Genomic DNA, 15,130 nt, shown 5'->3' with positions numbered 1-15,130 from the left:
TGGATGGAAACGGAGGAACGGTTATGGCGGTAGCTAGTAAATTGATGTCAATTGCGATTATTGTTCTAAGTTTAATCGTGGGGCTTGTTTTCTATTATGTATTAAATGATGTAACAAAAGAACAAAAAATGAAACAGATAGAGGAACTCGCCTCGCAACTTGTTAATTTCGTGATCTTTATCTGGCTCGGAAAAATCATTTTACATCTCCCTATTTTTATCAAGGATCCATTGGCAATATTGGCTTATCCGAGTAGTTCACATGGTTTTTACTTGGCGGTGTTATTAAGTGGGTGCGTACTTTTTTATAAATCCAAACGGGGAAAAATTAATCTGCTTGCATTTATAGCATCCTTTCTCCCTGTGTTTTTGGCAGGGTCATTTACATACGAGTTTATTCAACTAATTTGGAACAATAATACATATTCGTTTGGATATATCGTTTTACTTACTGTTCTTATGGTTTCTTATCTTCTCATCCGTGCACATATAACAACTGGAACACTTATCTGTTTGATATTAATTGGTTGGACCACTGGAATACTGGTACTATCATTTATCCAACCGTTTGTAACAGTATTCGGCTATATAATGGCGCCGTGGTTTGTGGGAGTATTTTTTGTCGTAAGTTTGTTTTCACTAATTATTTTGAATCGAAGAAAGAGGGAACGTAATGGGTGGAATTGAAGCAGATACAATGTTGTTCGTCGGAATGTTTTTGGCAATTGGAGCTGGTGCACTATCTTTTTTGTCACCTTGTGTACTTCCTATTTTCCCGGCTTATTTATCATATATTACCGGGATAAGTGTAAAAGAATTGCAAGGAAATCAGAATGCTAAAATCCGAGGCAAACTATTAAGTCATTCTATTTTCTTCCTTCTTGGAGTTTCATTGGTATTTATTAGCTTGGGTGCCGGTGCCTCATTTTTAGGGCGATGGATTCAAGATTTACTACTTGGTGATTCTGGGTTATTTATCCAACGTATCGCGGGAATTTTCATCGTCGTGATGGGATTATTTATTGGTGGTTGGCTGAATATTACCACACTAATGAAAGAAAAGCGTTTTCACTATTCCAAAAAACCGGCCGGATATTTGGGAACTTTTTTCATTGGACTTGGTTTCGCTGCAGGCTGGACTCCATGTATCGGTCCGATATTTGGATCTATCTTACTTTTGGCTGCAAGTAACCCTACTCAAGGTATATTCTACACAGTTATGTATGTAATTGGTTTCGCATTACCGTTTATTGTATTAACTTTCTTCCTTGGATCGACTAGATGGATTGTACGTCACAGTCAGGTAATTATGAGAATTGGCGCAGTCATTATGATCATAATGGGGCTAGTTTTGTTCTTCGGTCAAATGCCAAGAATTACAGAATTTCTACTTAATTTGGTGAAAGATACATGGTTATCAAAATTAGGATAGTAACGGAGGTCATAATAAATGAAGAAGGCAGTACTTATTGTGGTTATAGTAGGAATGCTAGGATTCGCAACCTATGATCTTGTCATCTCAAGTGATAAATCAGGACAAGATAACAGTGAAAATATCTCCGGGGGTATCATTACCTCTCCACCTAAAGAAAATGGGGATGAGGTCAGAGAGTCTGACAGTGTTGGAATAGCGAAAGGTGAATTTGCCCCCGATTTTGAACTGAAAACACTGGATGGAGAAACAGTACGTTTATCTGATTACAAAGGTGAACGGGTCTTGGTCAATTTTTGGGCTACTTGGTGTCCGCCATGTAGAGCGGAAATCCCCGACTTGCAAAAACTTTATGATAAAAAGGATGTAACTATTTTAGCAGTAAATTTGACAGAATCAGAAAAAAGTGAAGGAGATGTAAAGAATTTTGTAGAAGAATTTGAAATGACTTTTCCCGTGTTAAAGGATACAAATTCTAAGGTTTCGACTACTTATCAAGTTCGAGCATATCCAACCTCTTATATGATTGATTCTAATGGTCGTATCCAATTCATAGCAATGGGCGCGATGAATTACGATCTCATGGCACAAGAATTGGCAAAAATAGAATAATGAAAATTTGTATTCAATCCAGTTTATTAGAGGGAATGGTATAGGGAGGAATTTGACGCAAACAGAGCAGAGCATGCAGAAAATTAGAGACTTCGTGAAGGAGTTTGGTCTAACCTTTCCAATCTTACTAGATGAAAATATTGAGGTAGCGAATAGGTATGCAATTCGACCAATTCCAACATCTTTCATGATTGATTCAGAGGGTATTATTAGAAATAAGGCATTTGGCGCAATCCATTATGAGATGATGGTTCAGAAGTTAGAAAAGATGAATTAAGACTTCATTTTACTTACAATGAAGTAGAGGTGTTTGAAATGAAACAAACCATTTTAGTGGTGGAAGATGATAAAATGATCCGTGATCTCGTCCATATTTATTTGAAGAAAGAAGGATTCCATGTAGTAGAGGCTACTGATGGGGAAATGGCAAAGGATACCTTTTTAACGTATCACCCATGTTTAATTGTGCTTGATTTAATGCTTCCTAAGTTAAGTGGAGAGGATTTTTGTACATGGGTTAGGGAACAGGAGCGTAATGAAGTATCCATCATTATGTTATCTGCTAAAACTAGTACAACAGATAAAATTAACGGGCTAAAAATTGGAGCGGATGATTACGTGACTAAGCCATTTGACCCGGATGAATTAGTAGCGCATGTTGAGGCTGTTTTGCGAAGAACAGGACAATATTGCCAAAAGATAACCTATCGTGGATTATGTATAAAACCACGAAAAGGTGAGGTTATGCTGTTTGATAAGCAATTGAATTTGACAAAACATGAATTCAATCTACTTTACCACTTTATGGAGAATCCGAATGTTGTTATTTCAAGGGAGGAACTTATTCAGCAACTTTATCCGTACGCTGATAAAACGGTATTGGATCGTACAATTGATGCACATATCAAAAAGCTGCGGAGAAAGATTGAGGAAAATCCCGCCTCCCCTAAACGTATTCATACAGTTCGTGGAATGGGGTATAAATTTGTCGATGAATAAGCATAGAAAGATATTGTTTCCAAAGCAAATTTTGTGGCAATTAACATTTACCAATATTATCATTATTGGTTCCTTTATTGCACTTAGTAGCTGGGCGATCTATAACACAGCTTGCTTTTTGGCAGATGGATTGGGAACAGTGGGTGGTCGAAAGCAGGGTCAGTTTGATTCAACGCTTTTTCAATATTTGTGGATATTTAGCATATCCGCAATCGTAATCGGTAGTCTAATCCATTTTTATTTAACAAAAAAACTGATACGCCCAATAAGGGAGTTGATTGAGTCTACTAAGCGAATGAAACAAGGACAATACCCTAATCCATTAGCGGTCAAATCGGATGATGAGACAGGGCAATTGATTAATCATTTCAATGATTTAGTTGAGCAATTAAAAAACAATCAACAATACCGGCAAAAGCTTGTGTCAGACTTGTCACATGAACTCCGCACTCCTTTGTCAAATTTAAACGGTTACCTTAATGCGTTAAAAAGTGGGGTGATTTCAGGTGATAGACAACTATACCAGTCACTTCATGAAGAATTAAAAAGGCTTATTAGTTTGGTCGAGCAACTTGAACAACTGAAAGAATGGGATTATTTATCCAAACAAACATTTTCCCAAAAAGAGCCTCTGGAAATGGCCATGTTAGTGGAGCAAACAATTGAGATGTTTCACTGGTCATGGAAGAATGCTGGAATCAAAGTGAATGTTCATACTGATCCAGGTATCGTAAATGTATATGATGGAGGAATTCCACAAGTTATCAGTAATTTAATTGATAATGCTATTCGTTATTATCAGGGAACTGGACCAATTACAGTTACCGGTGAAAATTCAAACACAGAATATAGGGTTTCCATCTCCGGACCAGGTCAAATCATTCCATTATCAGAACAAAATAGAATCTTTGAACGGTTTTATCGAGTTGACCCTTCTCGGGCACGTGATACAGGAGGAACAGGATTGGGACTTGCTATTTCAAAGGAAATTGTCGACCACCATAACGGTAAAATTGGAATCAGATCCAATGGTCATTATCATACTTTTTGGTTTACCTTGCCATTGGTGTAACTTAAAGTAGCATTTGCTCCCAGGACAATTTAGGATAATTTACTTATTTCCATAAATGAAAAAGGATTCTCCGGCATATTGTATAATAGAGCCGGTTTTTTTCATAATAAAGAAGGCTAGATCACTTTGCACAAACGTTCTCAATAAAGAAAGGGAATCACAAAAAAATTCGACAAAATCGCTGAAAATCCGTTCAAATATGCAACGTTTTCCTTTATACTAGATTCATAGACTGCAGGAAATAGGGGATTGATTATTATGTGGAGAGGACAATTAAAGAATGTAACAGCTATCGGGATTCTCATACTTGGGCTAAGTATCCCAACCGTTAGCAGCGGAAAGGAAGTACAAATTGCTCACTCACACGCTACGAATACGACAAATGTAGAACAAATTGACACAACGAAACATTTCAAACGGTTTACATATGATTCAGGTTTGGATTTTACTTATCCTGATGCCGTCCGGGGCGTCTATGTTACAGGACCATCTGCTGGGGGAAGCCGATTTGACTCACTGGTGAAATTAATTGATTCCACTGATTTGAACACAATGGTAATTGATATCAAGGAAGATCATGGGAACATTACATATAAACCAGAAAAAGGCTCTCCATATGAAGATATTGCCCAAAATTATATTGACGAACCACGTAAAATGCTAGAAACACTTGAGGAAAAAGGAATTTATCCAATTGCGAGGATTGTTGTTTTTAAAGATTCGGTTTTAGCGGAAAAACGCCCCGACTTATCCTTTAAAAAGAATGGTAAGGTTTGGACGAATGGAAAAGGAGAAGCTTTCGTTAACCCATTTAAAAAAGAAGTATGGGAATACAACGTAAAGCTTGCAAAAAAGGCTGCAGAATTAGGTTTTCAGGAAATTCAATTCGATTATGTCCGGTTTCCAGAAGGATTTGAACATTACGATGAGGAGCTGGACTATAGCCAAGGGGACTACAAAAACTCGGACATAAAAAATGTTCAACGCCGTGTTCAAGCCGTCACGGATTTTGTATCATATGCAAAAGAAGAACTGGAGTATTACGATGTAAAAGTCGGCGTTGATATTTTTGGCTATTCTGCAACCATTCCTGAAGCACCGGGAATCGGGCAAAATTTTTCAAAAATCGCTTACAATGTCGATGTTATTTCATCGATGATTTATCCAAGTCACTGGACATCCTATTTTGGGATCGATTTCCCAGATAAACATCCATATAAATTGGTGACAGAATATGCAAAAGTGGAAAATGAAGTGCTTGGGAAGCTGGATAATCCACCAATCTCAAGACCATGGATTCAAGACTTTGAAGCGCCATGGTTGTATGATGGTGCTCCTACCCAATATGGGAAAGCAGAAGTAGAGGCACAAATTAAAGCATTACAAGAAAATGACATTAACGAATTTTTGATCTGGAATGCTGGGAATTCGTACACAGGAAATGTAGATTATACACCTTGAAAACGAGGTCTGTCCCCCAATGCTGGTGACAGACCTCGTTTTAAAATAATGTACTGTGGGTATACTAGGCATGGTGCTTTTATTCACGTGAATTTAACAAAATGGGAAATTTTCGTTATAATAGAAAAGACGTAAAAAAAAGGAGTAGATCAATGAATTGGTATGAAAAATTAAACGAGTACTTTCCAGTAGAAGAAATGAAATCCAAGGAGCATATGGAAATGCTGCTAAAGGAAAAAGGAGACGTATATTATAAGGATGAAGGTCCCTATCACGTTCTAATGTTCGCAGAGTTCGATAAATTTTTGTTTATTGATTATCTTTGGGTTTCAGCAAAATCAAGAGGTCAAGGAATTGGACATAAAATGATTGAGAAACTTAAAGAGAAAAATAAACCAATTATCTTAGAAGTTGAACCTGTTGATTACGACGATTCTGATACTGAGAAAAGACTTCATTTTTATCAAAGAGAAGGATTTACCCACGCCCAGTCCATCGGTTATAATCGCCGATCACTTGCTACAAATGAAGAAACTCCAATGGAAATTCTGTTTTGGTCTCCAGATAACGAATCAGAAGAAATGATTTATGAGAAAATGAAAAAAATGTATGAAGACATTCATACGTATAAAGATGAAGAGATATATGGCAAAGCTTATCAACCTGTTGAGGAAGTGCTAAGCTATGATGAGGATCGAGAATCAGATAATATTTTTAATGGAATAAAAGAAAAAGCTTAGGGAGGTCCCCCTTGAGTTTTGCCTCAAGGGGTGACCCTCTAAATTCTAAATTTTTTCAAATAAGATGTTTAATTGAAAATAAACTAGGGTATCTTATACATAAATATAAACATTTCGTGAACATTTGAATTTTAGTTGATTTTTCTAGGAAATACTCTACCTTTTGCTTGACAATTGTAGTATACTTATACATATAGGTTATTTAAACTTATTTTAATCTGATAAGTTGTTCAAAAGTTTATGAAATGACCATACAATGAACAAAAGCGGAAGTAGCCGTTTAGCGGCGTATGGACTGCGCCCGTGCAACACGGGTGGTTCGGTGTGCTGCACAAAGCAGCGATCTTTACCGAACATTCTTGCCGTAGGAGATAAAGGAAACACAGTGAGCTAGGAGCGAACTGATGTTGACTTATCGTACGGAGGCGGGTGTTGACTACTAGTCGCTGGGTACTGGAGCTGGACGTGGCATTTTTAGGGTTCAGATATACGCTGGTTCGACTATAATAATTTCTTTAAATTTTAGAAATGAGGAGTGAAGTTTCATGGTAACACTTTATACCTCACCAAGTTGTACATCTTGCAGAAAAGCAAAAGCATGGCTAGAAAAACAGGAAATACCTTTTACAGAACGAAATATATTTTCTGAGCCATTATCATTGGATGAGATCAAAGAAATATTGCGAATGACAGAAGATGGGACTGATGAGATAATTTCAACCCGCTCTAAAGTTTTTCAAAAATTAGATGTAAATATTGATCAAATGCCAATGAAAGATTTATTCAAATTAATTCAACTAAATCCTGGATTGTTACGCAGACCAATTATTTTGGATGAAAAACGTTTGCAAGTTGGATATAATGAAGATGAAATTCGTCGGTTCTTACCACGAACAGTTCGCACGTTGCAACTGCATGAAGCTCAACGAATGGTAAACTAATCGGTCTATTCATGTAGAACGTTGATACAAAAATAAAAGCGCAGATCCTTTGTTGTTGATCTGCGCTTTTATTCTTCTTATTTTTAAAACAGATACGATTGGGTCTCGATGTACAAATGTATATGTTGTGAATGTGCTTCACAATTTTTCAAATGAAAAAAGGGTAGTGACAATTTAAATGAAATCAGTTATCATATTTAATTAAATATTATAGGCATTTAAATTTTCAAAATGTGTTGTTCTGTCATACAATAATGATATAGATATAAACTAGGAATGAATGGTTAGGGTTATTTTGCAAAGGGTAATAAATAGTAATGAATATCAGGTGAAGTTATCTCTTCCACCTAACTATTTAAAAATAGTTAAAGCTTTGCAGTTTAAAGTAACGAAAAACGACCATTGGACGTTTTTCTTTAGAAGGGAGAGAAATGAAATGGAAATAGAACGTATAAATGAGAATACGGTAAAATTTTATATTTCTTATATTGATATTGAAGATCGCGGATTTGAGCGGGAAGAAATTTGGTATAACCGCGAACGTAGCGAACAATTATTTTGGCAAATGATGGATGAAGTAAATTATAAAGAAGATTTTAATGTTGACGGTCCATTATGGATTCAAGTGCAAGCATTGGAAAAAGGATTAGAGATCATTGTTACAAAAGCACAGATTTCCAAAAATGGCGATAATATTGAGCTCCCTGCAGAAGATGGGAAAACAATTGACTTATCTGTTGATGAAAAAATTGAAAATATCTTAGACGATAAATTTGGAAAAAGTAGTACAAATAATATTGCCAGAAAATCTGAAGAGGAATCTGATGATGGTAATTTATCATTGGTTGTAAGCTTTCAGGACTTCGAGGATGTTATTCAGTTGAGTCATTATTTCCAAGACAGTTCTACAGGTATTGAAGAAAATAGTTTATTCCACTATAAGGATACCTATTATTTGTACATGGAATTTTCTCAAGATGAATTAGATGATGATAATCAAGAGGACATGATTAGCCAAGTGCTTGAGTTCGGTAATGATTCAGATGTCACCATTCATTTTCTAGAAGAATATGGGGAAAAGGTGTTTGCAAATGACACATTTTCTCAAGTGAAAGCTTATTTTCCAGCTCAACGATAGGGATGTATTCATAGGGGAGCATTAGACATGTCACCATAAGCAAATATCAGAGGGCCTGCAAGCATAGTATTGCAGGTTTTTTATTTTATTTTTTTGCAGGAATCTACCTCTTTTTGTCGAATAGGACAAAGAAGGAGGTGATTTTGATTATATGTTGCAAGCTAAAACTAAAGATGGCAAATTCATTACACTTGCTTCATTATCAAAAGAAGAAATTGCATTTCATAAAGCTCATAAGCAATTTTTCTGCCCAGTATGTGACGATAGCGTAATTATTAAGGCAGGTATGAAGATGATTCCCCATTTTGCTCATCGGCAGAAGGTGAATTGTACCTCACTGGAAAGCGGGGAAAGTGGTTATCATGAAAAAGGAAAATTTCTTCTGTACCAATGGTTTAAACATCAACAACTTGATGTAAAGTTGGAGGAGTTTTTGCCAGATATTAGACAACGTCCCGATCTGCTTGTAACGATTAACCGTAAAACAATAGCAATTGAGTTTCAATGTGCCAGAATAGATGCTGATATTATTCAAAAACGAACGACAGGTTATAGACGGGCTGGAATTACGCCCATTTGGATCGTTGGTGCCAATCATTTTAAACGACAAAATGCGTATAGCATTAAAGTAGATCAGTTTTTGAGCCATCTTATGCATCAGTTTACACCAGATACATCCCTATCTTTATTTTTCTTCTGTCCAAACACAATGCAATTCACATTTTTCCAAGACATTCATGTAACAACAACTCAGCAGGCAGTAGGAAAGCTATCGTTCCATTCACTCCAGAATATAGTATTTACCGATCTTTTTCACCAATATCTATTACCCAAGCAACAACTATATACAATATGGAAAAAAGAAAAACGGCGATTCCGCTTACGACCGAGAAATCGTCTGTATGGGCGGGAGCTAGCCTGGCAACAATGGCTTTATTTAAAGCAGACCCACGTGGAGCACCTTCCATCAGTTATCTATTTACCGGTTGTGGCACAATTCCAAATGCGGGTACCATTATGGGATTGGCAAAGCCGTCTTTGTCTTGATCTACTGAAACCACTTCCAATAGGTGGACACATTTCACTTCAGTCCTGTTATCATTTCCTAAGAAGCCAGACGATCCCCCTATCCAATTTTCCGTTAATAAAAACTGATAACAATCCAATTCGGCACTATCTTTTTTTGTTAGCGCAACTGAATATCCTCAAACAAAAGTCTTCACAACATTTTATTAAGCAAACTAATTTTCAGTTTCATCAAACGTTAGAAACTGCACTAGAAGAGGATAATCATATAGTTAACGAATTAAAAACAAACAATTCAATCAAAATACAAGCATGATTTAGGTTGAATTCGTTATACTAAATAAATAGAGGAAAATGTAGGTTTTCTATCGAAAGTGTAATGTGAGGATTATAAAGGAGGAACTGTAATTGGCTAAAGGTACAAAAGAACTACCAAAAAGAAGTGAAATACCTGAAGAACGCAAATGGAAATTGGAAGATATTTTTGCAACGGATGATGTTTGGGAAGAGGAATTACAACGCTTAAAAAATGATATTCCAAAAGTAGAAGAATACAAAGGGAAACTTTCCGAATCGGCACAAAACCTGTATGATTTACTGAAATTACAAGATGATTTGTCAATGCGTCTTGGTAAATTATTTACGTATGCACATATGCGTTATGATGAGGACACAACGAATTCCTTCTACCAAGAAATCAATGCAAAAGCAGAAAATGTATTAACGATAGCTTCTAGTTCGATGAGTTTTATTGTTCCTGAAATTCTTGCGATGGATGAAGCAACATTGAAAGGATTTCTAGAAGAAAAGAAAGAACTACAAGAATACCAACATACGTTAGATGAGATTACACGGCAACGTCCACATATATTAAGTCAACAAGAAGAGGCATTGCTTGCAGAAGCATCTGAGCCAATGGACAGTGCTTCCCAAACATTTGGCATGTTGAACAATGCTGATTTAACTTTTCCAAGCATTACGAATGAAAAAGGTGAAGAAGTTGATCTTACACATGGTCGTTTCATCGGATTTTTGGAATCGAAAGACCGCCGTGTGCGTGAAGAAGCATTTAAAAAAATGTATGAAACATACGGAAAATATAAGCATACATTTGCTTCAACATTGACTGGTACAGTAAAAAAGGATAACTTTTATGCGAAAGTCCGTCATTATGATTCGGCAAGACAAGCTGCACTAGATAGTAATAAAATCGATGAACAGGTATATGATAATTTGGTTGAAGCAGTAAATGAAAAATTACCATTATTGCACCGTTATGCCGCACTACGTAAAAAGGTGCTCGATCTTGATGAACTGCATATGTATGACATGTACACCCCGCTTGTCAAAGATGTGGATATGGAAATCCCATATGAACAAGCGCAGGAATATGTGTTAAAAGGATTAGCGCCACTAGGTGAGGAATATGTTTCTATTTTAAAAGAAGGTTATGAAAATCGTTGGATCGATGTGGAAGAAAATAAAGGAAAGCGCAGTGGAGCATATTCATCTGGTGCTTATGGAACACATCCATATATTTTATTAAATTGGCAGGACAATGTAAACGATCTGTTCACATTGGCACATGAATTAGGCCATTCTGTTCATAGCTATTACACAAGAAAAGCGCAACCATTTCGTTATGGAAACTATTCAATTTTCGTCGCGGAAGTAGCATCAACATGTAATGAAGCATTATTAAATGACTATATGTTAAAGCATTCTGATGATGAACAGCAAAAATTGTATTTGTTAAATCATTTTCTTGAAGGCTTCCGTGGTACGTTATTCCGTCAGACGATGTTTGCTGAGTTTGAACATGATATCCATGTACGCATGCAAAATGGAGAAGCATTAACTGCTGATAAATTAACCGAGATTTATTATGCGTTAAATAAAAAGTACTTCGGTGATGATGTTGTTTCTGATGAAGAAATTGGATTAGAATGGGCAAGGATTCCACATTTTTATATGGATTATTATGTCTATCAATATGCAACAGGCTATTCTGCTGCAACTGCATTAGCTAATCAAATCCTCTCTGGTGATGAAGGAGCGGTCGATCGTTACATTAATAAATTTCTAAAAGCGGGCAGCAGTGATTATCCAATTGAAGTATTGAAACAAGCTGGTGTTGACATGACATCCAAACAACCAATTCTAGACGCCTTAAATGTTTTTGAAGAAAAATTGAACGAAATGGAAAAATTGCTGTTAGGATAAAACGAAAAGCCGCCCCACATACCAGTGGAGCGGCTTTTATTTAAGCCGGCGTAGTGAATCACTTAGAAACTTAATTCGGTAGCTCAAATCCGGTTTGACCGATCCATCATAGTTACCTCATTCCCCGGAATACACGTTTATGGGTAAACGTAAAAATGGTCAAATAAATTGATATAAATAATAATGGCAAGGAAATAAAAAGAGGGATTAATTTCATCAGACCAAGGATCGTAAGAAAAAAAGAAACGATCGTCATAATCAAAAATAAAAATGGGAGAATATCGTGCACCGTTAGCCCTCCAATCAACAGCTATGTTAATAAATCATATGTGGAGGATAGTTGACTTAGAAGGATAAATATACAGAAAGTGTGACAGTTCTGTGAAATAATGAACAAACTTATTGAATATCAATGTTATTATTGCTATAGTATAAATGTGAAATAAATAACAAACAAAACCCCTTTGTTTGACCATGAACTTTCTCCCATCCCCCTTTGTTATATACAAAGTGATGAGAAGAAAAGGATATACGCTGCCCCGTATGTCCTTTTCTTTTTTGTGTTTTAGAGATTGTTCAAAATCTCTAAAGTGATAAACTTGATTCTATTTAAAAAATAGATAACGAAAAGAAATAAAAAATCCATCTTTATTTCTTTTCGTTATCGTTTGATTATGGTAAGGTATTATATGTTACTTTTTCAGAAGGAAGAATATAGGGAATATTTCCAACGGTAGGCTCGCTATAAATTAATAAAAAATGCTTACTGGGAAACGATAAGGTTATAAATTTTTTAAATAGAAAGAAGGAAGATTATGGCTAATAGTCAAACTCCATCACAATCTGGAGAAATCAACAAAATCCCAATAATGATTGTATTAATTTCGGGGGCTTTTGTTGCTATTTTGAATCAGACACTTTTAGCGACAGCTCTGCCACATATTATGAGTGATTTAGATTTGGATGCAAACGTTGCTCAATGGCTGCAGTCCATATTTATGCTTGTTAATGGTATCATGATTCCGATTACAGCGTTTTTGATTGGACGTTTTACCACTAGAGGGCTGTTTCTTACCGCAATGGGTGTATTTGCTTTAGGTACCGCAATTTGTTCCATTGCACCAACTTTTTCTCTATTGATGGTGGGACGAGTTCTTCAAGCTGCGGGTGCAGGTATTATTATGCCATTGATGCAAACCATTTTATTCCTGATCTTTCCAATTGAAAAACGTGGAACAGCGATGGGAATGTTTGGGTTAGTAATTGCTTTTGCGCCAGCAATAGGTCCAACACTATCAGGCTGGATGGTTGAACAATTTCCATGGAGAAGCTTATTTTATATCATTTTGCCAATTATTATCATCGATATTATTGTTGCTTATTTTATGCTCAAAAACATTACCGATCAGACATTTCCGAAGCTTGATATTTTATCCATTATCTTATCCACTTTAGGATTTGGCGGTTTGCTTTATGGATTTAGTACAGCAGGAAATAGTGGATGGGGCAGTTCACAGGTCGTTATTTCTATGATTATTGGCGCATTAGCGTTGACGTGGTTTATCCTGAGACAGATGAAACTGGAACAACCAATCTTGGAATTCAGGGTATTTAAAAATAAAATATTCACATTAACAACGATTCTTGGAATGGTCGTATTTATTGCCATGATCGGTGCAGCGGTCGTTTTACCATTACTTATGCAAAATATGCTCGGGTTTACTGCGTTCGAATCTGGCTTAGCTCTGTTACCAGGTGCGGCTTTAATGGGGGTAATGAACCCAATTACCGGAAGATTATTTGATAAGTTTGGTGCAAAATGGCTTGCAATTATCGGATTAATTATTGTTGTTGTTACAACATTCATGTTCGCTGACATGACGGTGGAAACAACATTTACGTATATAGCGACGGTTAATGCGATCCGAATGTTTGGTATTTCCATGGTCATGATGCCTGTTACAACAGCTGGATTGAATCAATTGCCAACAGATTTAATCCCACATGGTACAGCAATGAACAACACTATGAGACAGGTAGCAGGTGCGGTTGGAACAGCTTTACTTGTAACTGTTATGACAAATAGTGCAATACCTGAAGAAGGTGTTCAAGGATTTATACACGGCGTAAACGTATCATTTATCGTTGCAGGTGTATTCGCGGTTATTGCACTCGTATTAGCATTCTTTATTAAAAACTCTCGTCCAAGTGCTGGGGATCCTAATAAAATCCAATCGAGTGCAAAGAATCAACCGGTTCCGGAAAGATAGCTTCACGAATCGTGCTATGGGGTATTCTCAGAAGGGTACTTTATAGCACGATTTTTTTATAGTATTAAGTGGTCTGTTTCGCTTCATTATGGAATAAATCTATAAATCGATGGGCGCTCTTTGAAAGATAACGATCTTTTAACCATATAACGGATGATTTAGAAACAATCGTCGCATCTTCAATTTTTAATACTTTTATACCACGGTTATGAAGCTTAGAAACAGCAGATTCTGGTATTATCGTTGCCCCAATTTCCTCCATAACAAGCTCTAAAATCATATCAGCATCAGGACATTCACAAATGACATTTGGTTTTAAATTATGCTTTTTAAACTGATCGATGATAACCTCATACTGTCCCACCCCACTAATTCGGTGTAATAACAATAGCGGTGTTTTCGCTAATTCTTTCATGGAGATAGTTGATTTAGAATTTTCGCCAACCCAATTTTCTGGAAATATGACAACGTAATTCTCGTTAGGTAAAGAAATATGGGAAAACGCTTTCATTTCCAGCGGCAAACGGACAACTGCGAGATCAATATTCCGACTATATAATTGTTCGGCTAGACGGTAAGAATCACCTTCTCTTAATTCAAAGGTAACATTCGGATACTGTTCGCGAAATTTACTTATTCGTTCTGGGATGAAAGAAAAACATGATTTCACACAGCCGATCGACAGTCTTCCTTTAATTCCTTTTCCTGTTTCTTTTACTTCCACGACAGCTTCATTCAGAGAATGGAAGAGGTTTTCCGCTTTTTTGTATAAAACGATCCCCGCTTCTGTTAATTCCATTTTTCTTCCATTACGTTCGAGTAACGTTACACCTAATTCATCCTCAAGCATTTTTAACGTTTGACTTAATGGTGGTTGAGCCATATGAAGTTTTTTTGCAGCGCGAGTTATTTGTCCTTCAGAAGCAATTGTGTAAAAATAACGCAATTGTCTCATATCCATTCCATTTTCCCCCTGCTTTTATATTTTTAACATATACTTTGCCAAGTAAATAGATATTTCACATATTGTAAACGATTATGATAACCTTTTCAATAGTGAATATAATGAAAACTCTGAATCTAGATTGGTTATTACCTTTGGGAGGTGAGGTCTTTTAAGATGGCGCTTAATAATTTTGTGAAAGGCTGTATTTTATTGAGACTCGGGCCATAAATGCCTGCACTCGGGCGGAAGAAGGGGAAACCCGGGCCATAAA

The 15,130-nt window shown here is 36.3% G+C and carries 14 protein-coding genes; 13 read left to right on the top strand and 1 reads right to left on the bottom strand.

All coding sequences use genetic code 11. The annotated features are described in order from the left end of the window. Nucleotides 1–23: 23 nt before the first annotated feature. From ACW2QC_RS07890 to ACW2QC_RS07830, 13 genes are all read left to right on the top strand, one after another. A complete protein-coding gene (locus tag ACW2QC_RS07890; protein WP_457543441.1) occupies nucleotides 24–686 on the top strand; it encodes a hypothetical protein in 663 nt (220 codons plus the stop codon). Continuing rightward, nucleotides 673–1,431, top strand: coding sequence for a cytochrome c biogenesis CcdA family protein (locus tag ACW2QC_RS07885; RefSeq protein ID WP_457543440.1), 759 nt, complete (start codon nucleotides 673–675; stop codon nucleotides 1,429–1,431). Before ACW2QC_RS07890 ends, ACW2QC_RS07885 begins: the two co-directional genes overlap by 14 nt. A gap of 18 nt (nucleotides 1,432–1,449) precedes the next feature. After that, on the top strand, nucleotides 1,450–2,043 hold the full coding sequence (locus ACW2QC_RS07880) for a peroxiredoxin family protein (protein ID WP_457543439.1): 594 nt from the start codon (nucleotides 1,450–1,452) through the stop codon (nucleotides 2,041–2,043). Between the two features lie 52 nt (nucleotides 2,044–2,095). Continuing rightward, nucleotides 2,096–2,320, top strand: coding sequence for a TlpA family protein disulfide reductase (locus ACW2QC_RS07875; protein ID WP_457543438.1), 225 nt, complete (start codon nucleotides 2,096–2,098; stop codon nucleotides 2,318–2,320). 38 nt (nucleotides 2,321–2,358) lie between these two features. After that, the gene (locus ACW2QC_RS07870) at nucleotides 2,359–3,042 is read left to right on the top strand and encodes a response regulator transcription factor (protein ID WP_457543437.1); all 684 of its coding nucleotides are present in this window, start codon (nucleotides 2,359–2,361) and stop codon (nucleotides 3,040–3,042) included. After that, on the top strand, nucleotides 3,035–4,114 hold the full coding sequence (locus ACW2QC_RS07865; protein ID WP_457543436.1) for a sensor histidine kinase: 1,080 nt from the start codon (nucleotides 3,035–3,037) through the stop codon (nucleotides 4,112–4,114). Before ACW2QC_RS07870 ends, ACW2QC_RS07865 begins: the two co-directional genes overlap by 8 nt. A 258-nt stretch (nucleotides 4,115–4,372) precedes the next feature. Further along, nucleotides 4,373–5,575 (top strand): putative glycoside hydrolase, encoded by a 1,203-nt coding sequence (locus ACW2QC_RS07860; protein ID WP_457543435.1) that lies wholly within the window; start codon nucleotides 4,373–4,375, stop codon nucleotides 5,573–5,575. 152 nt (nucleotides 5,576–5,727) lie between these two features. Further along, the gene (locus tag ACW2QC_RS07855; RefSeq protein ID WP_457543434.1) at nucleotides 5,728–6,315 is read left to right on the top strand and encodes a GNAT family N-acetyltransferase; all 588 of its coding nucleotides are present in this window, start codon (nucleotides 5,728–5,730) and stop codon (nucleotides 6,313–6,315) included. Nucleotides 6,316–6,860: 545 nt separating this feature from the next. Further along, the gene (spxA, locus tag ACW2QC_RS07850; RefSeq protein ID WP_457543433.1) at nucleotides 6,861–7,256 is read left to right on the top strand and encodes a transcriptional regulator SpxA; all 396 of its coding nucleotides are present in this window, start codon (nucleotides 6,861–6,863) and stop codon (nucleotides 7,254–7,256) included. 436 nt (nucleotides 7,257–7,692) lie between these two features. Beyond that, entirely contained in the window at nucleotides 7,693–8,394 is a 702-nt protein-coding gene (mecA, locus tag ACW2QC_RS07845) for an adaptor protein MecA (RefSeq protein WP_457543432.1), read from the top strand. Nucleotides 8,395–8,545: 151 nt separating this feature from the next. Further along, nucleotides 8,546–9,736, top strand: a complete 1,191-nt coding sequence (locus ACW2QC_RS07840) for a competence protein CoiA (RefSeq protein WP_457543431.1) — start codon at nucleotides 8,546–8,548, stop codon at nucleotides 9,734–9,736. Between the two features lie 92 nt (nucleotides 9,737–9,828). Beyond that, complete coding sequence (gene pepF / locus ACW2QC_RS07835; RefSeq protein WP_457543430.1) at nucleotides 9,829–11,643, top strand: oligoendopeptidase F; 1,815 nt, start codon at nucleotides 9,829–9,831, stop codon at nucleotides 11,641–11,643. 815 nt (nucleotides 11,644–12,458) lie between these two features. After that, a complete protein-coding gene (locus ACW2QC_RS07830; RefSeq protein WP_457543429.1) occupies nucleotides 12,459–13,913 on the top strand; it encodes a DHA2 family efflux MFS transporter permease subunit in 1,455 nt (484 codons plus the stop codon). Nucleotides 13,914–13,977: 64 nt separating this feature from the next. Here the strand turns inward: ACW2QC_RS07830 and ACW2QC_RS07825 are convergent, their stop codons facing one another. Further along, nucleotides 13,978–14,874 (bottom strand): LysR family transcriptional regulator, encoded by an 897-nt coding sequence (locus ACW2QC_RS07825; protein WP_457543428.1) that lies wholly within the window; start codon nucleotides 14,872–14,874, stop codon nucleotides 13,978–13,980. Nucleotides 14,875–15,130 lie beyond the last annotated feature (256 nt).

Source organism: Virgibacillus sp. FSP13, from assembly GCF_054048505.1.
This window is presented reverse-complemented; position numbering and strand designations above follow the sequence as displayed.